18 protein-coding genes are annotated in these 20,084 nt (G+C 63.8%); 6 read left to right on the forward strand and 12 right to left on the reverse strand.

Going from position 1 to position 20,084, the window contains the following annotated elements; all coding sequences use genetic code 11:
* Positions 1-3: 3 nt before the first annotated feature.
* A complete protein-coding gene (gene pyk, locus AC1DMG_RS10800) occupies positions 4-1,476 on the reverse strand; it encodes a pyruvate kinase (protein WP_441604687.1) in 1,473 nt (490 codons plus the stop codon).
* A gap of 449 nt (positions 1,477-1,925) precedes the next feature.
* Here pyk and AC1DMG_RS10805 point away from each other — a divergent pair, with 449 nt between their 5' ends.
* The gene (locus tag AC1DMG_RS10805) at positions 1,926-3,950 is read left to right on the forward strand and encodes an alpha/beta hydrolase family protein (RefSeq protein ID WP_441604688.1); all 2,025 of its coding nucleotides are present in this window, start codon (positions 1,926-1,928) and stop codon (positions 3,948-3,950) included.
* An 11-nt stretch (positions 3,951-3,961) separates the two neighbouring features.
* On the opposite strand, the gene AC1DMG_RS10810 is transcribed toward AC1DMG_RS10805, so the two are convergent.
* Together AC1DMG_RS10810 and AC1DMG_RS10815 are read right to left on the reverse strand one after the other, a co-directional pair.
* Entirely contained in the window at positions 3,962-4,774 is an 813-nt protein-coding gene (locus AC1DMG_RS10810) for a S1/P1 nuclease (protein WP_441604689.1), read from the reverse strand.
* A 71-nt stretch (positions 4,775-4,845) separates the two neighbouring features.
* Positions 4,846-5,316 carry an OsmC family protein gene (locus AC1DMG_RS10815; protein ID WP_441604690.1) on the reverse strand — a complete coding sequence of 157 codons (471 nt, stop codon included), beginning with the start codon at positions 5,314-5,316 and terminating at the stop codon, positions 4,846-4,848.
* Between the two features lie 187 nt (positions 5,317-5,503).
* Here AC1DMG_RS10815 and gap point away from each other — a divergent pair, with 187 nt between their 5' ends.
* Entirely contained in the window at positions 5,504-6,517 is a 1,014-nt protein-coding gene (gap, locus tag AC1DMG_RS10820; protein ID WP_477180508.1) for a type I glyceraldehyde-3-phosphate dehydrogenase, read from the forward strand.
* Positions 6,518-6,629: 112 nt separating this feature from the next.
* Here the strand turns inward: gap and tpx are convergent, their stop codons facing one another.
* The 5 genes from tpx to hmgA form a co-directional block, all read right to left on the reverse strand.
* Entirely contained in the window at positions 6,630-7,130 is a 501-nt protein-coding gene (gene tpx / locus AC1DMG_RS10825) for a thiol peroxidase (protein WP_441604692.1), read from the reverse strand.
* A gap of 79 nt (positions 7,131-7,209) precedes the next feature.
* Positions 7,210-8,604 carry an oxygen-independent coproporphyrinogen III oxidase gene (gene hemN, locus AC1DMG_RS10830; RefSeq protein WP_477180509.1) on the reverse strand — a complete coding sequence of 465 codons (1,395 nt, stop codon included), beginning with the start codon at positions 8,602-8,604 and terminating at the stop codon, positions 7,210-7,212.
* 111 nt (positions 8,605-8,715) lie between these two features.
* Positions 8,716-9,696, reverse strand: a complete 981-nt coding sequence (locus tag AC1DMG_RS10835) for a fumarylacetoacetate hydrolase family protein (RefSeq protein ID WP_441611160.1) — start codon at positions 9,694-9,696, stop codon at positions 8,716-8,718.
* Positions 9,697-9,719: 23 nt separating this feature from the next.
* On the reverse strand, positions 9,720-10,286 hold the full coding sequence (locus AC1DMG_RS10840; RefSeq protein ID WP_441604695.1) for a lectin: 567 nt from the start codon (positions 10,284-10,286) through the stop codon (positions 9,720-9,722).
* Between the two features lie 4 nt (positions 10,287-10,290).
* Positions 10,291-11,589, reverse strand: coding sequence for a homogentisate 1,2-dioxygenase (hmgA, locus tag AC1DMG_RS10845; RefSeq protein ID WP_441604696.1), 1,299 nt, complete (start codon positions 11,587-11,589; stop codon positions 10,291-10,293).
* 141 nt (positions 11,590-11,730) lie between these two features.
* On the opposite strand from hmgA, the gene AC1DMG_RS10850 reads away from it, so the two are divergent.
* Positions 11,731-12,126, forward strand: coding sequence for a DUF5362 domain-containing protein (locus AC1DMG_RS10850; protein WP_441604697.1), 396 nt, complete (start codon positions 11,731-11,733; stop codon positions 12,124-12,126).
* A gap of 48 nt (positions 12,127-12,174) precedes the next feature.
* Here the strand turns inward: AC1DMG_RS10850 and hppD are convergent, their stop codons facing one another.
* Positions 12,175-13,272, reverse strand: coding sequence for a 4-hydroxyphenylpyruvate dioxygenase (hppD, locus tag AC1DMG_RS10855; protein WP_441604698.1), 1,098 nt, complete (start codon positions 13,270-13,272; stop codon positions 12,175-12,177).
* A gap of 82 nt (positions 13,273-13,354) precedes the next feature.
* On the opposite strand from hppD, the gene AC1DMG_RS10860 reads away from it, so the two are divergent.
* The gene (locus AC1DMG_RS10860) at positions 13,355-13,843 is read left to right on the forward strand and encodes a MarR family winged helix-turn-helix transcriptional regulator (protein ID WP_046972790.1); all 489 of its coding nucleotides are present in this window, start codon (positions 13,355-13,357) and stop codon (positions 13,841-13,843) included.
* Positions 13,844-13,886: 43 nt separating this feature from the next.
* On the opposite strand, the gene AC1DMG_RS10865 is transcribed toward AC1DMG_RS10860, so the two are convergent.
* From AC1DMG_RS10865 to AC1DMG_RS10875, 3 genes are all read right to left on the reverse strand, one after another.
* The gene (locus AC1DMG_RS10865) at positions 13,887-15,392 is read right to left on the reverse strand and encodes a peptide MFS transporter (protein WP_477180510.1); all 1,506 of its coding nucleotides are present in this window, start codon (positions 15,390-15,392) and stop codon (positions 13,887-13,889) included.
* A gap of 175 nt (positions 15,393-15,567) precedes the next feature.
* Entirely contained in the window at positions 15,568-17,076 is a 1,509-nt protein-coding gene (locus AC1DMG_RS10870) for a peptide MFS transporter (protein WP_441604700.1), read from the reverse strand.
* Between the two features lie 82 nt (positions 17,077-17,158).
* Complete coding sequence (locus AC1DMG_RS10875; RefSeq protein WP_441604701.1) at positions 17,159-18,007, reverse strand: tryptophan 2,3-dioxygenase; 849 nt, start codon at positions 18,005-18,007, stop codon at positions 17,159-17,161.
* 210 nt (positions 18,008-18,217) lie between these two features.
* Between AC1DMG_RS10875 and pdhA the strand changes: the two genes are divergently transcribed.
* Together pdhA and AC1DMG_RS10885 are read left to right on the forward strand one after the other, a co-directional pair.
* Positions 18,218-19,303: a pyruvate dehydrogenase (acetyl-transferring) E1 component subunit alpha gene (gene pdhA / locus AC1DMG_RS10880; protein WP_204636063.1), complete on the forward strand. Its 1,086-nt coding sequence runs from the start codon at positions 18,218-18,220 to the stop codon at positions 19,301-19,303.
* Positions 19,304-19,306: 3 nt separating this feature from the next.
* Positions 19,307-20,084 (forward strand): alpha-ketoacid dehydrogenase subunit beta (locus AC1DMG_RS10885; RefSeq protein ID WP_477180511.1); only part of this gene is annotated, 778 nt, incomplete at its 3' end.

Raw genomic sequence — 20,084 nt, forward strand, 5'->3', positions numbered from 1 at the left:
CGCTTAGAGGTCGCGCAGGCACTCCACCACGCCTTCAGCGCCCACCGAGAGCAGCTTGAGGGTGTTGGTGCCGCCGCCCTGGCCGATGTGATCGCCATGGGTCAGCACCACGCGATCGCCCTCGACGAGCTTGCCGGCGAGGAACAGCTGGCGCACCGCGTCGCGCGCCGAACCGGCCGGCGTCTGCGAGATATGCGTGAACTTCACCGCGGTGACGTCGCGGAAGATGGACATGCGGCGGCGCGCATCGTCGAACGGCGACAGCGCATAGATCGGCACCGCGCTGCGATAACGCGAGAGCCACTGCGCCGTGGCGCCCGACTCGGTCAACGCGACGATGGCGCGTACGCCGAGCTGGCTGGCCAGCACCATCGCTGCGAGCGCAATGGCCTGGTCGGTACGATCGAGCAGATGACCCTGCGTGGCGGGATCTTCCTTCGGCTCGAACTGGCGTTCGGCGCCCAGGCAGATGCGGCGCAGCGCGGCCACGGCCTTGTCCGGATGCGCGCCGGCGGCGGATTCTTCCGACAACATCACCGCATCGGTACCGTCGATGACGGCGTTGGCCACGTCCATCACTTCGGCGCGGGTCGGGATGGGCGAGCGCACCATCGACTGCAGCATCTGCGTGGCGGTGATCACAGCGCGATTGCGCTGCACCGACTCGCGGATGATCTTCTTCTGCAGGCCCGGCAGCTCGGCATCGCCGATTTCCACACCCAGGTCGCCACGCGCCACCATCACCACATCGGAGGCGTCGATGATTTCGCCGAGCACCGGAATGGCGTCGGCGCGTTCGATCTTGGCCACCAGCGAGGCCTTGCCACCGGCTTCTTCGAGCAGGCGACGTGCCTCGTGCATGTCGTCGGCGGAGCGCACGAAGGACACGGCGAGGAAGTCGCAGCCGATTTCGGCGGCGAGCTTGATGTCTGACTTGTCCTTCTCCGACAGTGCGGTCACGGACAGGCCACCGCCCTGGCGATTGAGGCCCTTGCGATCGGACAACTTGCCGCCGATCAGCACACGGCAGCGGATTTCCTGGCCGACCACCGCCTCGACGGTGAGCGCGACGAGACCGTCGTCGAGCAGCAGCACGTCGCCGGCGGAGACGTCCTTGGGCAGGTCGTAATAGCTGACGCCGACGCGCGTGGTATCGCCCAGCGGCGCGCCCGGGCTGCAATCGAGCACGAAACTGTCGCCCACTTTGAGTTCGATCGGGCCGTTGGCGAAACGCTCGACGCGAATCTTCGGACCTTGCAGGTCGGCGAGCACGCCTACCTCGCGACCCAGCTTGGTCGCCGCATCACGCACGGCCACCGCGCGGGCGCGGTGATCGTCCGGCTGGCCATGGGAGAGGTTCAGGCGAACCACATCCACGCCTTCGGCGATGATTTTTTCGAGCATGCCAGGCGCATCGGTAGCAGGACCGAGGGTGGCAACAATTTTTGTGCGGCGCAGCGGATTTTCAGTAGTCATACATCGAGACTAGCAAAATCACGCGGATCTTCCAGAGGGTTGGCGCAGGCTTTTTTGTCCTGTTTTCCTTTGCCCAAGTGGACTGCTTGTGGCATGCGTACCACAGGCCTGCACTGGTATTGCGCATTGACAGTGAGAATGGGGTCAAGACAAATAACTGGTCTGCTCGATGGACGCAGAGACGTCCAAACACTGGTGTCATGGCGAGCCGTCTTCAATTCCACTCTGCCGATCTTCAATGGCCGCAGAGGCATCGGGCAGCAGCCGCCTTTGCGGCGCCCTCCTAGGCGGCGCCATTTCATTTTGCGCCGCACCAAACATGCTAGAAAAATGATCAGCCACGGATGACACCCCTGCACGTCGCATGGACTTGCGACAGCCCATCGGCCATGCGCTAGCATCGCCGGGCGGATGGAGGGATCCGCGAAAGGGACTTAAGGGGAACGCTCATGCCACGTTTCATCCGCACGGCCTTGTTGGCCGCCATGGTTGCTGCCTGCGTGGCGCCCGTCTCGGCGTCGTCCACTGAGGGCGCCGCCAACACCCCGCCGTCGGTGAGCGATTTCATCCGCCCCGCCGAGTTCAGCGAGGTGCAACTCGCACCCGACGGCAAGCACATCGCGGCGCTGGTGCCGCGACCGGACACCCCGTACGAAAACATGCTGGCCGTCATCGATACGGCCACCAGCAAACCGGTGGCGACCATCCGCTCCGGCAGCCGCACCATGATCCGGCGCTACCGTTGGGTCAACGACCACCGCCTGGTCATGGCGCTGGCCGTGCGCACCAGCAGCCTGGAAAAGCCCGGATACACCGGCGAGCTGATCGCCTTCGATGCCGATGGCAGCCACGGTGTTTACCTGTTCGGCGCGCGCGGCGGCACGTATGCCGACAGCAATCACATGCTGCATGGCGGCCAGCGTCGCGAGGCCTATGCGAGGTTGATCGATACAACCCCGCTGCAGGATGGCCGCTACCTGCTAGTGCAGACCCAACCGTTTACCGATGACCCGGCCGGCAGCGTGCCCTCGATCGAGCGCCTGGATACAGTCAGCGGCGACAGCAAGCGCGTGATCGGCGGCCCGGCGCCGGATACGGACATCATCGTGGATCACCAGGGTGAGCCGCGCGCCGCACTCGGCGGTACTTATCATCGGCCCAAGTTGTGGCTGCGCGAGGCCGGCAAGGACTGGAGCTTATTCAACGACTCGGGCAAGACCGGGGTCTCGATCGTGCCGCTCAGTTTTCAGCGCGATGACCACCGGCTCTACGTGCTGGTGTCGCATGAGGAAGGCCCCAGTTCGGTCGAGCTGCTCGATCTGCAGACCGGCCAGCGTAGCCCGGTCTACCGCGGCGTCTTTGGCGATCCCGGCGCCGGCCTCGCCACGGCGGACGGCAAGGACGTCTATGGCATCGTCACCAATGATGGCGCGCGCGGCATGCACTACCTCGACCCCGCCAGTCATGAAGCACAAATCAGCGTAGCGGTGGGCAAGAGTTTCCCTGGTCAGTTGGTCGAGCTCACCTCGTTTACCGACGATGGCGGGCTTGCCATCGTCAAAGTCAGCGGCGATCGCGATCCAGGCGATTACTACTTGTTCGATCTGGACAAGCAGCAGGCCCGCTACCTCTTCAGCGAACGTCGCTGGCTTTCGCCCAAGCAGATGCACGCGATGACGCCAGTCGAACTGGCGGCGCGCGACGGCGTGACCTTGCACGGCTTTCTCACCGAGCCATCGGGCCGCGGCCCCTTCCCCTTGGTCGTGGTTCCACATGGCGGCCCGCATGGTGTCGCCGATCGCTGGGACTTCGATGAGGAGACGCAGCTATTGGCATCACGTGGTTATGCCGTGCTGCAAGTGAACTACCGCGGCTCAGGCGGTTTCGGCTCGCATTTTGAGGCGCTCGGCTATCGCCAGTGGGGAGCCTCGATGCAAGACGACCTGACCGACGCCACCCGCTGGGCCATCCATGAAGGCCATGCCGATGCCCAGCGCATCTGCATCTATGGCACCAGCTATGGTGGCTATGCCGCTCTAGAGGGTGCGGTACGCGAGCCCGACCTGTATCGATGCGCCATTGGCTATGCCGGTATCTACGACCTGCGCATCCAGCTGGACAAGAGCGACACCAAGCGCTCCGACGCGGGCGTCGACTACCTGAAGATCGTGCTCGGAGACGATCGCGCCGAGCTGTTGCGCCGCTCGCCCTTGGCCGGCGTAGACCGCATCAAGGCCAATCTTTTACTGATCCATGGCGGTCTCGATGCGCGCGCCCCGTACGCCAACTTCAACGTCTTCACCTCGGCATTGGACAAGCAGGGAAAGCACTACGAATCGCTGACCGAGGCGCAGGAGGGGCATGGCTTCTTCCTGCAGGAACATCGCCTGGCGATGTACAACAAACTGCTGGACTTTCTCGACCGCAACATCGGTCCGGGCAGCAACGGCGCGACAACGAGTGCCGCGCCGTAACGTTCGCCCACTCAGCCCTTGGCAAGCGTCAGGTTGAGCACCTCGGCAAGGCGACGGCCCGCTTCGCGCAGGCGCAGCTCGGCGATCGGCAGCTCCTTCTCCACATAGGCCTGATCGATCTTGTGGCCATCGGGATAGATGTCGCGCGAGATTGTGCACGACTCTTCGGCCCACTGCGCGTACGCGTTGTCGAACGGCGCGATCGGCTTGGGCAGGGTGACGGTGCCTTCGGCCTCCAGCTTGTCAGCGTAGGCCTTGTAGTCCAGGCCGCGGGTCTTGAGCAGGCCCGAGTCCCACACGCTATGCAGGTTGGTGCCCTTGTCCTGGAACTGCACCTGGTAGGCGTTGCCGCCCTTGTCGTCGCGCGAACCACCGTGCAGCGGCTGATGCTCGTCGCCGATGAAGTGCACCACGAACTTCAGCGCCTCCAGTCGCGTTGCATCCGACTGGCTCTTGTCGCCAAGGATCTTCACGTAATGGTCGATGCCCTCGACCACGCACTGTCCATCCTTGCAGTCGCGCGGCGGCGTGTAATTGCAGTCGCCGGCGGTGAAGTCGACGTAGTGCAGTGCGCGCGTCTGCTTCCACAACGCGTCCTTGGTCGGGTCGTTGCGGATTTCATCCGGCCAGCTGGCGATGTCGGCCAGCGCCTTGGTGTGCTCGGGCGCCAGCAGGCGCTCCACTGCCGCTTCCGCCGCCGGGCTCAGGTGACGCTGGGCCAGATCGGCCACCACGCTATGGCCTAGCTGGCCCCAGGCATGGACAGCGGGCGTCAGGGCGAGGCAGATGAAAGCGGCAGCGGCAGTTCGGCGCAGGAATGGCATGGTGCAGTGGATCTTGTCAGGGGAAAAGCGAAGTCTGCCACAGCCTCGTGACAGCTCCGCGCCAACCTCGGTCAGACGGTCTCCGGCAGCGGGAGCAGCTTCCCTTCCCCGTCGTGCACGCTCACATCCACCTTGATGCCCTGGCGCACGCTCTGCGTGGCGATGCAGAAATCCTCGAACTGCGCCAGCGCGCGATCGAGATGCGCGAGCACTTCCGCCTTGTCGGCCAGCTGCAGGTCCACGCCGATGTGGGTGACGCGCAGCCGGCCGTGCTCGTTGCGGGTCATGGTGAGCTTGGCCTTGGCGCCGATCTTGCCGGGTGAGTTCTTGTACTTGCGCAGCGCGAACAACAGGCTGGCCGCCAGGCAGTTGGCCACGGCGGTGGCAATCAGGTGCGTGGGGTTGGGCCCCGCATCGCCACCCAGCGGCGAGGTTTCGTCGGTGATGAGGTCGGGAATCGCCGTGCCGTCGAAACGGACGCGGAATTCATAGTCCGACACCTGCTCCAGGGTGATCCCAAAGCTCTGTTCTGCCTCGCTCATACCACTCTCCTGCTCGGGCCGCTGCCCGAAAGTAGCCGATTCAAGCGCTTCTGGGCTCCCCTGAACAGCCCCTTCCGGGGGAAACCGCGGCCCGGATGGGACCGCCCGGCCGGTTCAGGCTAAAATGACGGTTTTACGGCGGTCCCACAGCCGCTACTTTCGCCATCCCATCGGAGGACGCTGTCCCATGGCAATCAAGGTCGCCATCAATGGTTACGGTCGCATTGGCCGCAACATCCTGCGCGCGCTGTACGAAGCGGGTCGCACCAACGAGATCCAGATCGTTGCAATCAATGACCTCGGCGACGCCGAGACCAATGCGCACCTGACCCAGTACGACACCGCCCACGGCAAGTTCCCGGGCACCGCGACGGTGGACGGCGGCGATCTGATCGTCAACGGCGACCGCATCAAGGTCTGCGCCGAGCGTGACCCGTCCAAGCTGCCGTGGGGCGCCCTGGGCGTCGACGTGGTGCTGGAATGCACCGGCCTGTTCACCTCCAAGGCCAAGGCCAGCGCGCATCTCGCCGCCGGCGCCAAGAAGGTGATCATCTCCGCCCCGGGCGACAAGGACGTGGACGGCACCTTCGTCATCGGCGTCAACGACGACAAGCTCACCTCCAAGCTGGAAGTGATCTCCAACGCTTCGTGCACCACCAACTGCCTCGCTCCGCTGGCCAAGGTGCTGCACGAGAAGATCGGCATCCAGCGCGGCCTGATGACGACCATCCACGCCTACACCAACGACCAGGTGCTGACGGACGTCTATCACTCGGACCTGCGCCGCGCCCGTTCGGCCACGCACTCGCAGATCCCCGCCAAGACCGGCGCCGCCGCCGCGGTAGGCCTGGTGCTGCCGGAGCTCAACGGCAAGCTCGACGGTTTCGCCATCCRCGTGCCGACCATCAACGTGTCGGTGGTCGACCTGGTGTTTGACGCGGCGCGTCCGACCACCAAGGAAGAGATCGACCAGGTGATCAACGAAGCCGCCAATGGCCCGCTGAAGGGCATCCTGGCCGTCAACACCAAGCCGCTGGTGTCGATCGACTTCAACCACAACCCGGCTTCGTCCACCTATGACGCCACGCAGACGCGCGTCATGGAAGGCACGCTGGTCAAGGTGCTGTCGTGGTACGACAACGAGTGGGGCTTCTCCAACCGCATGCTCGACATGACGGTGGCGATGATGGCTGCCAAGTAAGCCAAGCGCATCGCTGTGAATGCAAAAGCCGGGCATTGCCCGGCTTTTGTTTTTCTCGCCCTGGCGCGCAACACGCCATCGCACCGCGCCCATGGATGTGGGGCGAAGCGACTCAGCCCAGCGCGGCGAGCGCGGCGTCATAGTTGGGCTCGTGCGCGATCTCGCCCACCAGTTCGCTATGCACGACCTTGTTGTGCTCGTCGAGCACCACCACGGCACGCGCCGCCAGACCCGACAGCGGGCCGGACGCAATCGACACGCCATAATTCTTGAGGAAGTCGTGACCGCGCAGCGTCGACAGCGTCACCACGTTGCTGAGGCCTTCCGCGCCGCAGAAGCGCGCCTGCGCAAACGGCAGGTCGGCGGAGATGCACAGAACGACCGCATTGTTTAGCTGGCTGGCGTCCTGGTTGAAGTGACGCACAGACATGGCGCAGGTCGGCGTGTCGACACTCGGAAAGATGTTCAACACTTTGCGCTTGCCGTCGAAGCTGGCGAGCGTGACGTCGGCAAGGTCCTTGCCGACCAGCGAGAAGGCCGGTGCCGCTTCACCCTTGGACGGGAAATGACCGTCGACCTGGACCGGATTGCCTTTGAGCGTGACGTTGGACATGGGACACCTCGTTGGATGGGGTCCACAAGTAGAACATGCCGACGGCCGTCAGGACGATAGGCCGCCCGGGCCGACGGGTTCAGATCGTGCGCGAGTAGCGTGGCCTAGCGGCACTCTTGCCCAGATAGGCGTCAAAGCACATCGCAATATTCCGCAGCAGCGGCCTGCCGCGCGGCGTCACCTGGATGTCGTCGCCATGCCGCGCCACCAGGCCGTCATCGATCAGGGGCTGCAAGCGATCCAGGTCCTGGGCGAAGTGAGCCTCGAAGTGCAGGCCGTGACGTTCGCCGAACTCCCGCATGTCCAGTGTGCCGTGACACATCAGTTCACCGATCAACTGGCGACGCACCATATCGTCGCGGCTCAGCTCGATGCCCTTCTTCACCGGCAGCTGGCCCGCCTCCAACGCCGCGTAGTAACTGAGCAGATCGCGGGCGTTCTGGCTGTAGGTGTCGGCGATGCGGCCGATGGCGCTGACACCCAATCCCACGATGTCGCAATCGCCATGCGTGGAATAACCCTGGAAGTTTCGTTGCAGGGTTCCTTCACGCTGGGCGCGCGCGAGTTCGTCGTCCGTGCGCGCAAAGTGGTCCATGCCGATATACACGTAGCCCGCCGCACCCAGCTTTTCCCAGGCCAGCCCCAGCAGCGCCAGGCGAGTGGCTGCGTCGGGCAGGTCGCCATCGTTGATCCGCTGTTGGGCCTTGAACAAATGCGGGAGGTGCGCATAGCCGTAGATCGCCACGCGATCCGGCGACAGCGCGATCACCTCGTCCAGCGTTCGATCAAAACCATCGAGCGTCTGGCGCGGGAGCCCGTAGATGAGGTCGACGCTCGCCGAGGTGAATCCCCAATCGCGCGCCGCACTCAATACTTCGGCCGTCTGCGCCACGCTCTGCACGCGATTGACTGCCTTCTGCACGGCGGCGTCGAAATCCTGGATGCCCACCGAGATGCGATTGAAGCCTAGTCGGCCGAGCTCGCGGATATAAGTCGCATCGACGTCACGCGGATCGATCTCGATGCCYCACTCGCGTGAGCACGACTGCTGCATATCGAAGTGTCGCTCGAGCATCTCGAACAGGCGTTGCATCTGGGCGATATCGAGAAAGCTCGGCGTGCCTCCACCGAGGTGAAGTTGTCGCACTTCCCGCCCGCGTTCAAACAACGGACCAAGCAGTGCGAGCTCCTTTTCCAGATAGTCCAGATACTGCGTCGCCTTGCGCGCATCGCGGGTGATCACGCGATTGCAGCCGCAGTAGAAGCACGGACTGAAGCAGAACGGCACGTGCACATAGATCGACAGGGGGCCAGCGCGTTCGTTGGAATCGTGCACGGCTCGACGCAATGCGGATTCGCCGAAGCCGTCATGGAACTGCGGTGCCGTGGGATAGCTGGTGTAGCGCGGGCCGGCCACGTCGTAGCGGGCAATGAGCCGGGGATCGAACTCGGGCGCGATGGTAGGTTGACGCATGGGCGACAGTATCGTCGCCGGGTCCCGACCAGCGCCTGATGGGCATCATCGTGGCGCGTCACTTTGCCGCCCGCCGCCGCGCAAGGCGACGGCGGGCCGGTGGACTCAGCGCTAGAGCGGCGCGATGGCCTGTTCGATCGAGCCGAAGATCGACGCGCCCGAGGCATCGGTCACATCGATGCGCAGCGTGTCGCCAAAGCTCAGGAATGGCGTGCTCGGCTTGCCGTCACGCAGGGTCTCCACCGTGCGCTGCTCGGCCAGGCACGAGGCGCCCTTGCCGGTGTCTTCGTTGGCGATGGTACCGGAGCCGACGATGGTGCCTGCCGTGAGCGGACGCGTCTTGGCCGCGTGCGCCACCAGCTGGGCGAAATTGAACTGCATGTCGACGCCGCACTCGGCCTCGCCGAACCACTTGCCGTTGAGCCAGGTGCGCATCGGCAGATGCAGTTTTTCGTCCTGCCAGGCGTCGCCCAGTTCGTCCGGCGTCACCAACACCGGCGACAGCGCGGAGCGCGGCTTGGATTGCAGAAAACCGAAACCCTTGGCGAGCTCGCCGGGAATCAGGCCGCGCAGCGAGACATCGTTGACCAGACCCACCAACTGGATATGCGCCGCGGCCTGCGCAGGCGTCAGCGCCATCGGCACATCGTCCGTGACCACCACCACCTCGGCTTCCAGATCGATGCCGTAGTCCTCGCTCGGCACGACCACCGGATCACGCGGACCCAGGAAGCCGGCACTGGTGGCCTGATACATCAGCGGATCGGTGTAGAACGACTCCGGCACCTCGGCGCCACGTGCGCGCCGCACGCGCTCGACATGCGGCAGATAGGCACTGCCGTCGACGAATTCGTAGGCGCGCGGCAGCGGCGAGGCAAGCGCCTGCATGTCGAGCGCGAAGGCACCAGTTGCGGTGCCTCCATTCAATTCTTCGTACAGCGCGTTCAGGCGCGGCGCGGCACTCGACCAGTCATCCAGCGCAGCCTGCAGCGTCGGCGCGATGCCGGTGGCCTTGACCGCCTGGGTCAGCGCGCGATTGACGACGATCAGCGTGCCGTCCCGACCGCCTTCCTTCAATGAACCCAATTTCATGCTATCGCTCCAACGGGCAGCTCTCAGCTGCACCCTTCCACGTAATCGATTTGTGGCGGCACGCCCACGCGCCACGCCTTTACCTTGCCGTCGGCGCCGATGTCGAAGATCAGCACGGCACCGCTCTCACCATCCACACGAAACACGCTGGCGTCCGGATCGTAATTGTTCGCCCCTTGCTTGACCTTGCCCGCATAGAGCGCCATCACGTCCGCCTTGGCCATGCCGACCTTGCCACCGCCCGGCGCCGTTTCTTTGTCGCCACGCACGTCATAGCGAACGAAACGACCGTGCTCGAGCATGAAGGTGAGTTCGAATGGCGGCTTCGCCCACACCGGAGCGTACATGGCGCAATCGGAGCCCACTTGCGCCCCGCCCTTCAACTCGCCGCCCCAGGCTTTGCGGAACGACGGCTCGTCCATGCCAAAACGCATGTCGCCAAAGCCCTGCCAACGGGCCTGACTCAGCGCGTCGCGATCACCGGGTGCCGTCGCGGTCGACGCGGGAGCCTGCGCCGGTGCCTCGTCGTGCGACTGGCACGACGCCAGCATCACGCATAGCCACAACAGGCAGAACCGGCGCAACGTCATCGCTTCAAGCTCCGCCGAAATGCTTTTGGATGCCCTGCCAGCATTCGTAGTAATTGCCCTGCAGCTCCGGCGATTCCAGCGCTTGCCTGGTCGGATGAATCACGCGGCGCGTCTCGAACATGAAGGCCATGGTGCCCGTGATGACATCGGCCTGCGACAGATCGCGCGTCGACGCCTTCTCATACGTGGCCGCATCGGGACCGTGACCGCTCATGGAATTGTGCAGCGAGGCGCCGCCCGGCGAAAAGCCTTCGGCCTTGGCGTCGTACTCGCCGGTGATCAAGCCCATGAACTCGCTAGCGATATTGCGATGGAACCAGGGCGGACGGAAGGTGTGCTGCGCCACCAGCCAGCGCGGCGGAAAAATCACGAAGTCCATGTTGCTCACGCCTTCGCTGTCGCTGGCCGAATGCAGCACCAGGAAGATGCTCGGGTCGGGATGATCGAAGCTGATCGAGCCGATGGTGTTGAAGCGGCGCAGGTCGTATTTGTACGGCGCGTAATTGCCGTGCCAGGCSACGACGTCCAGTGGCGAATGATCGATCGCCGCGCTCCACAGCTTGCCCTGGAACTTGGCGACGAGTTCGAACTTGCCTTCGACATCTTCAAACGCCGCCACCGGCGTGAGGAAATCGCGCGGGTTGGCCAGGCCGTTGCTGCCGATCGGGCCCAGATCGGGCAGACGCAGCATCGCGCCGAAGTTTTCGGCGATGTAACCGCGCGCGCTGTCGTCCAGCAGCTCCACGCGAAAACGCACGCCGCGCGGAATCACGGCGATTTCCAGCGGTTCAAGCTCGATGACGCCCATCTCGGTCGCCAGTTTCAGGCGCCCTTGTTGCGGCACGATCAGCAGCTCGCCGTCGGCGTTGTAGAAGTAGCGGCCCTGCATCGACCGATTGGCGGCATAGACGTGGATACCCACGCCGGTCTGGTCCGCCGCACCGCCGTTGCCCGCAACGGTGAACAGGCCATCGAGGAAATCGGTGGGCTTGGTCGGCAGCGGGAACGGGCTCCAGCGCAACTGGTTGGGGTTAGCCGGCACCTCGTTGAAGCGGTTGTGAAAGCGGCCGTCGGGCATCGCCTCGAACGGATGGTGCATGGCCGCGGGGCGGATGCGATACAACCAGCTGCGGCGATTGCTGTGGCGCGGGGCCGTGAAGGCCGTGCCGGAAAGCTGTTCCGCGTACAGGCCATGGGGCGCGCTCTGCGGCGAGTTCTGCCCGTCGGGCAGCGCGCCGGGCAAGGCCTCGGTGGCGAATTCGTTGGCGAACCCTGTTTGGTACTGCTGGTGGCTGGCTGACATGAAAGCTCCGCAATCTGCCGAGGCGAGAGGTCACAACGCGACCCACGCGATCCTATTACTCTTGGCTTACGACTGTTGGCACCGCCTCGCGCAAGGGAAGAGGCGACGTTCATTCACTGCAATGACACTCAAGGAAACCGCATGTCCGACTCGTACTCCTCGCTGGGCCAAGCTACCGGGAATCCCTCGATCCAGGACCTCAGCCAACCGCTTGCTTCAGGCAAGGGATGGATGAAGTTCGTCGGCATCGTCTTCATCATCCAGGGCGCCCTCACCGCCATAACCCTGGTCGGCATCATCATCGCCTGGCTGCCGATCTGGATCGGCGTGCTGGTGATGCAGTCGGCCGGGGCGATCGAGCGTGCCCAGCTCAGCGGCGATGCCGTCGCCCTGAAAGAAGCACTTGCCAAGCTGCGTACTTACTTCGTGATCCAGGGCGTGCTGATTCTGGTCGGCATCATCCTGTGGGTGCTTGCGATGTTCTTTTACGGCGCCGTGTTCCTCACCATGCTGCACGGCGGCGGCTCCTGGCGCTGAACCGGCGGCACCAAGGCCGCCCTCCATGGGCGGCCTTGTGGCCAAGTCTTACAGGAAGCCGCGCTTCATCTGGTCGCGTTCGATCGACTCGAACAGCGCCTGGAAGTTGCCTTCGCCAAAGCCCTCGTTGCCCTTGCGCTGGATGATCTCAAAGAAGATCGGGCCGATGTTGTTCTGCGTGAAGATCTGCAGCAGCTTGCGCTGCTTGGTCTCCACGTCGGCATCGATCAGGATCTTGTTCTTGGCCAGGCGCGGCACGTCCTCGCCGTGGTTGGGGATGCGCATGTCGATCACGTCGAAATACGTATCCGGCGTGTCGAGGAATTCCACGCCCGTCGCGCGCATCGCTTCCACCGTCTCGTAGATATTGTCGGTGAACAGGGCGATGTGCTGGATGCCCTCGCCGTGGTACGCGTCGAGGTATTCGTTGATCTGCGACTTCGGATCGCTCGACTCGTTGAGCGGAATGCGCACGATGCCGTCCGGCGCGGTCATGGCCTTGGACACGAGACCCGTCTTGGCGCCCTTGATGTCGAAGTAGCGGATCTCGCGGAAGTTGAACAGGCGCTCGTAGTAATCGGACCACTTCTGCATGTTGCCGAAGTAGAGGTTGTGCGTCAGGTGATCGATGAAGGTGAGGCCAAAACCCTTCGGGTGCTGCTCGGCGCCGGCGATCGGCTCGTAGTCGCCGTCGTAGATGCTGCCCTTGTCGCCGTAACGGTCGATCAGATACAGCATGCAATCGCCGATGCCCTTCACGGCGGGCGCGTTCACGGCCTTGGTGGCTTCGGCCTTCTGGTTGACCGCTTCGCCGCCGTTGCCGAGCACCACGCCGAGCACGTCCTTGGACGGCTTCTGGAAGCGGATGGCGAAACCGGCCGCGCATGGACCATGGGCCTGGGCGAATTCGGCGGCGTAGGATTCGGGGTCTTCGTTGACCAGCAGGTTCACGCCGCCCTGGCGGTAGACCGTGATCGGGCGCGACTTGTGCTTGAGCACGGCGCTGAAACCCATCTTCTTGAACAAGGTGTGCAGCTCGTGGCCGCGACCGGCTGGCGCGGCGAATTCGACGAATTCAAACCCATCGATACCCATGGGGTTTTCGAAGGTGGTGACCTGCATGCCAAGATTGGGCTGCGCGCTCATGGGGCTCTCCGGGTGGATGGCTGCTCAATGGCCTACGTCCAAGCGTGCGACCATTCTCATAAGCCCTACGTTATAGTTACATATGAAACCATTTGCAAGGAGCGCCGCAGCAGTGCCCGACGAACATCACCCCGACCACGCACCGCTGGAGCTGGAACATTTCCTGCCCTACCGGCTCTCCATCCTGTCCAACGCGGTCAGCCAGGCCATTGCCGACGACTATCAGCGCCGCTTCGACCTGAGCATGACGGAGTGGCGCGTGATGGCGGTGCTGGCACGTTTCGACGGCCTGTCCGCGCGGGAGGTGGCCGAGCGCACCCTGATGGACAAGGTGGCCGTGAGCCGCGCCCTGTCCAAGCTGGTGGAAACCGGCTGGGTCACCCGCGCCATCCACGACGGCGACAAGCGCCGCTCCGTGCTGGGCCTGAGCGAGGCCGGCTGGGCCATTCACGAAGTCGTAGCGCCGATGGCCCGCGAACATGAGCGCAACCTGCTGTCCAAGCTGGACGACGAGGAGCGCAGCTGGCTGGTGCGCATCCTGGACAAGCTGCAGGCGATCGAGCCGAAGTGACCGCTCAGGGGCGAGTGAAAGGGCGCACGCTGCTCCTTCGCCCCTACTTCACCCCGTGCATCAACCGATTGATCAACGGCGCGATCACGAACAGCAGCACGCCGGCACCCGCCAGCAGATAGAAGCTGAAGGTGAAGCCGCTGAGCGCCGAGGCCACGGTCATGCCGCTCTCGCCGCTGATATGGCCGGCGAACAAGCCGGACAAGTTGTTGCCGATCGCGGTGGAAAGGAACCAGCCACCCATCGCCAAGCCCACCAGCCGCGTTGGGGCGAGTTTCGTGGTCATCGACAAGCCGATTGGCGACAGGCATAGCTCGCCCGCCGTCTGCAGCACATAGCAAAGCGCCAGCGGCCAGAACGGAATCATGCCGTCGCTGCTGACCAGCTCATCCAGCGCATACATCAGCACCACGAAGCCCAGCGCATTGCCGAGCAGACCCAGGCCGAATTTGCGCGGAATCGAGGGCTCGATGCGCCGCTTGTCCAGAAAGCCCCAGGCCACCGACACGATCGGCGCCAGCACCACGATGGCCACCGGATTGACCGACTGGAACCAGCCCACCGGGAACTCCCAGCCGCCGAACATCTGGCGATCCACGATGTTCTGCGCAAGGAAATTGAACGAGCTGCCGGCCTGCTCGAAGAACATCCAGAACAGCACGTTGAAGGCAAAGATGATCAGCATGGCGATCACGCGCTGCACCTGCACGTGACCATTGCGCACCGCCTCGATCACCAGCATCACGCCCACGCCGACKAACAGCGCAGTAAGCAGCCACTGCAGCACCACGGCGCCGGCCTTGGCCATCAGCAGGTAGAACACCGGGATCGCCACCAGCATGCCCAGCGACACGTAGACCACGCGCATGCGGTTGGCCTGGTCGGGTGCGGGACGGCCCACGCCCTTCAATTGGCGGCGACCGATCCAGAACCACAGCAGGCTGATCAGCATGCCCACGCCGGAGGCACCGAACACCAGCTTGTAGTTCTGCTGCATCGGGGTCTCGGTGAAGTGGCTGGCCAGCCAGCCGGTGAGCAGCGGCGCGATCAGCGCACCCCCGTTGATGCCCATGTAGAACAGCGTGAAACCGCGGTCGCGGCGCGAATCGCCCTGCGCGTAGAGCTGCCCCACCATCGAGGAAATGTTCGGCTTGAACAGGCCATTGCCGACGATGATCGTGGCCAGACCCACCAGGAAGATCTGCTCATTGGGCAACATGATCATGAACAGACCCACCGCCATCACGCTGGCGCCCAGCAGGATGGAGCGCTGGTAGCCGATGATCTTGTCCGCCACGTAGCCGCCGAACACGGCGGTGGCATACACCAGCGCCAGATAGGCGCCGTAGGTGCGGCTGGCGAAGGCCTGGCCGGAAGCATCGCCGTTGAAGAACGCCGCCACGATGTACAGCGTGAGCGCCCAGCGGATGCCATAGAACGCAAAGCGCTCCCAGAACTCCGTCATGAACAGCATCCACAGCGGGCGTGGGTGACCGAGGGTCTGCGGGTAGTCAGGCACCGTCGAGGCGCTGGTTGTGTTCGTACTCATGTGCTGCCGTCATCCGTCGTAATTTCTTGCGCAACGACTTCTAACCGGGACACGTAACGCCCGTCAAATGCACTGCACCAAAAAGCGAGGAGTGAGTTGAGAGGAGTGAGAAGTGAGAGAAAGCCGCAGACCAAGCTCTACTCTCACTTCTCACTCCTCTCCCCTTACTCCTGCTTCATCGCACCCTGTGCATCAGGCGATTGATCAGCGGCGAGATCAGCAAGAGGAAGACGCCTGCGCCTGCCAGCAGCCAGAAGCTGAAGGTGAAACCCGCCAGCGCAGACGCGGCCGTCATGCCACTTTCGCCACTGATGCGCCCGGCCAACAGGCCCGACAAGTTGCCACCCACCGCCAGCGACAGGAACCAGCCGCCCATGGCCAGACCCACCAGGCGCGGCGGCGCCAGCTTGGTCACCATCGACAGGCCGATCGGCGACAGACACAGCTCACCGATGGTCTGCAGCACATAGCAGGCCGTCAGCGGCCAGAACGGGATCAATCCCTTGCTGTTGACCGAATAGGTGAGCGCATACATCAGCGCGGTGAAGCCCAGGCCGTTGAACAACAAGCCGAGGCCGAACTTGCGCGGAATCGACGGCTCCTTGTGGCGTCGCGCCAGGAACGACCACACCTGGGTCACCAGCGGTGCCAGCACGATGATGGCTAATGGGCTCACCGACTGGAACCAGCCCACCGGGAACACCCAGCCGCCGAACATTTCGCGATCGACCATGTTGGCCGCGAGGAAGTTGAACGAGGTGCCGAGCTGGAAATAGAACATCCAGAACAGGATGTTGAACGCAAAGATGATCAGCATCGCGTACACGCGATGCAGCTGCACGCGGTCGTGGCGCATCGCCTCCACGATCAACATCGCCGCCACGCCAATGAACAGCAGGCCCAGCAGCCACTGCAGGCCATTGGCGCCGACAAAGGCCAGCAGCAGATAAACCAGCGGCACCGCCACCACGATGCCCAGCAGCACCCATAGGACACGCATGCGGCTGGCCGCTTCTGGCGCCGGACGACCCACCCCGTGCAGCCCGCGGCGACCAAACCAGAACCAGAACAGGCTCAGCACCATGCCCACGCCGGCCGCGCCGAACACGATCCGGTAGTTCTCCTGCATCGGCGTGTCGGAGAAATAGCTCGCCAGCCAGCCGGTGAGCAGCGGCGCCAGCAACGCGCCGCCGTTGATGCCCATGTAGAACAGAGTGAAACCACGGTCGCGGCGTTCGTCCGTCGGGCCATAGAGCTGCCCGACCATCGAGGAAATATTCGGTTTGAACAGGCCGTTGCCCACCACGACCATCGCCAGGCCAAACAGGAACAGGTCCTTGCTTGGCAGCATCACGACGAACAGGCCCAGCGCCATGACCGCCGCGCCGATCAGGATCGAGCGCTGGTAGCCGATGATCTTGTCCGCCACGTAGCCGCCAAAAATGCTCGAGGCGTAGATCAGCGCCGTATAAGCTCCGTAAATTTTGCTGGCCCACGCTTCGCCGGACGCATCGCCGTGATAAAAATGCGCCACGATGTACAAGGCCAGGGCCCAGCTGACGCTGTAAAACGCGAAGCGTTCCCAGAACTCCGTCATGAACAACATCCATAGCGGACGCGGATGCCCCAGCGTCTGCGGAAAATCAGGCGCCGACGCGTGCGCGGTCTCAGTGGTGTTGCTCATGCATGCCCCTTTGCAAACGAAACGGCGCTGCACGCGCCGTCAGTAGTTATCGAATGATGAATGTCGAAGATGACACGCACGATCAGGTGCCCAGTTCGGTGCGCACGTCCAGCAACTCCGGGAAAAACTCCAGGTCCAGCGCCTTTTTCAGGAAGGACACGCCGGAGGAACCACCGGTACCGCGCCGGTGTCCGATGATCCGCTCCACCGTTTTCATATGGCGGAAACGCCAAAGCTGGAAACTCTCTTCCACATCCACCAGCTGTTCGCACATGTGGTATTCGGGCCAGAACGTTGCACGGTTTTCGTAAATGCGCTTGAGCACGGGCAACAGGCCGTCATGCCGCTGATAAGGCTGGGACCAGTCGCGTTGCGTCAGCTCGCCCGGCACGTCGTGGCCGCGCCGCGCCAGATAGCCGAGGAATTCGTCGTACAGGCTGGGCGCTTCCAGCACGGCGCGCAGCGTGTCCTGCGCCGCAGGATCGTACGCAAACACCTGCAGCATCTGCGCGTTCTTGTTGCCGAGCAGGAATTCGATCTGCCGGTACTGCAGCGACTGGAAACCCGAGGAAGGCCCGAGCACACCGCGAAATTCCAGGTACTCGGCGGGGGTAAGCGTTTCCAGCACACCCCATTGCTCGAACAGCTGGCGCTGCACCTGTTTCACGCGCGCCAGGATCTTCAGGCATGGATCGATCTCATCGCGGCGCAGGTGCGCCACGGCGGCCTTCAGCTCGTGAATGATCAATTTCATCCACAGCTCGGCCACCTGGTGCTGCACGATGAACAGCATTTCGTCGTGGTGCGCCGGCTGGCTCAGCGGTTGCTGGGCCGACAGCAGGGTGTCCAGCCGCAGGTAGCCGCCATAGGTCAGTCGACCATTCAGGTCGAGTTCGATACCGGCCTCGAGGTCGCGCTGATTCTCGGTCATGGCCTTCCCTGTAACGGAAAAGCGTCATGGTAACCGGTGTTTGGGCCCACCCCGTACCACCCCGCATGCTGCACCGTGCCTTGCAGCGCAACATGCCCCCCTGTAATCATTTCCGTCTTGCTCAGGGCTTTACGTCCGCTGCTGGCCCCACTGGATGGGCCGCCGACGCCCGGCACCCCACTTTCTCATTACTCACTCCGGGAGCGAGTCGTGTCTATCGCCGCCAAGTTTGAAATCGAATACCTCCAGTATCTCGATGCTGAAGGCAAGCAGGTCCGTGACGATCTGCCTGAATTCGCCAAGGATCTCGACCACATGGTCGAGCTGTACAAGCTGATGCTGTCGACCCGCGTGTTCGACGCCAAGTCGGTCGCCCTGCAGCGCACCGGCAAGCTGGGCACCTATGCCAGCTGCCTGGGTCACGAAGCAGCGCATGTGGGCATCGGCAGCGCCATGAAGCCCGAAGACGTGCTGGCCCCCAGCTACCGCGAATACGGCGCGCAGCTGTATCGCGGCGTGCAGCCGCGCGAGGTCTACATGTACTGGGGCGGCGACGAGCGCGGCAACGACTACCAGAAAGAACCGGCCCGCCACGACTTTGCCTGGTCGGTGCCGATCGCCACGCAGTGCCTGCATGCCGCCGGTTCCGCGCTGGCGTTCAAGATCCGCAACGAGAAGCGCGTGGCCGTGTGCACCATCGGTGACGGTGGTTCGTCCAAGGGTGACTTCTACGGCGCCATCAATATCACCGGCGCGCAGAACCTGCCGATGGTGGCGGTGATCGTGAACAACCAGTGGGCCATTTCGGTGCCGCGCAAGATCCAGTCCGGCGCACCGACGCTGGCGCAGAAGGGTATCGCGGCCGGCCTGTTCTCCATCCAAGTCGACGGCAACGACATCATCGCCGTGCGCAAGGCGATGGAAGACGCGCTGGACCGTGCACGCAACGGCCAGGGTGGTTCGGTGATCGAGGCGGTGACCTATCGCCTGTCCGATCACACCACCGCCGACGATGCGCGCCGTTACCGTGGCGAGCAGGAAGTGAAGGACGCCTGGGCGAAGGAGCCGATGAAGCGCCTGCGCAACTGGCTGGTAGCCAAGGGCGTGTGGGACGACGCCAAGGAAGAAGCCTGGAAGGCGGAATGCGACGACTGGATGGACAACGAGGTGAACGCGTACCTCGAGACCAAGACCCAGCCGGTCACGGCGATGTTCGACTACACCTTCGCCGAAGTCCCCGCCGATCTCGCCAAGCAGCGCGATCTCGCCATCCAGCTCGACAAGAAGGCCCATTAAGTCATGGCACAGATCACCCTTATCGAAGCCGTCACCCAGGCACTCGCCTATGAAATGGCCCACGACGAGAGCGTCATGGTGCTGGGCGAAGACGTGGGCGTGAACGGTGGCGTGTTCCGCGCCACCCAGGGCCTGCAGGAAAAGTTCGGCGAACTGCGCGTGCTCGACACGCCGCTGGACGAAACCACCATTGCCGGCGTCACCGTGGGCCTCGCTGCCCAGGGCATGAAGCCAGTCGCCGAAGCGCAGTTCGAAGGCTTCATCTACCCGATGATGGAGCAGATCGCCTGTCACGCCGCGCGCATGCGCAACCGCACGCGCGGCCGCATCACCGTGCCGGCCGTGTGGCGCGCACCGTGGGGCGGCGGCATTCGCGCGCCGGAGCATCATTCGGAAGCGAACGAGCACCTGTTCACCAATATCCCGGGCCTGCGCGTGGTGATGCCGTCGTCGCCGGCGCGTGCCTATGGCCTGCTGCTCGCCGCGATCCGCGATCCGGATCCGGTGATGTTCTTCGAGCCCAAGCGCATCTACCGCCAGTACAAGGAAGAAGTGCCCGATGACGGCGAAGCCTTGCCGTTGGACGTGTGCTTCGTGCTGCGCGACGGCACCGACGTCACCCTCGTCTCGTGGGGCGCACAGGTGAAGGAAGCGCTGGAAGCCGCCGATGCGCTGGCTGAGGAAGGCATCAGCGCCGAAGTCATCGACGTGGCCACGCTGACCCCGCTGGACTTCGACACGATCGCCGAATCGGTGCAGAAGACCGGCCGCTGCGTGATCG

The sequence above is a fragment of the Dyella sp. 01N36 genome, assembly GCF_056399745.1.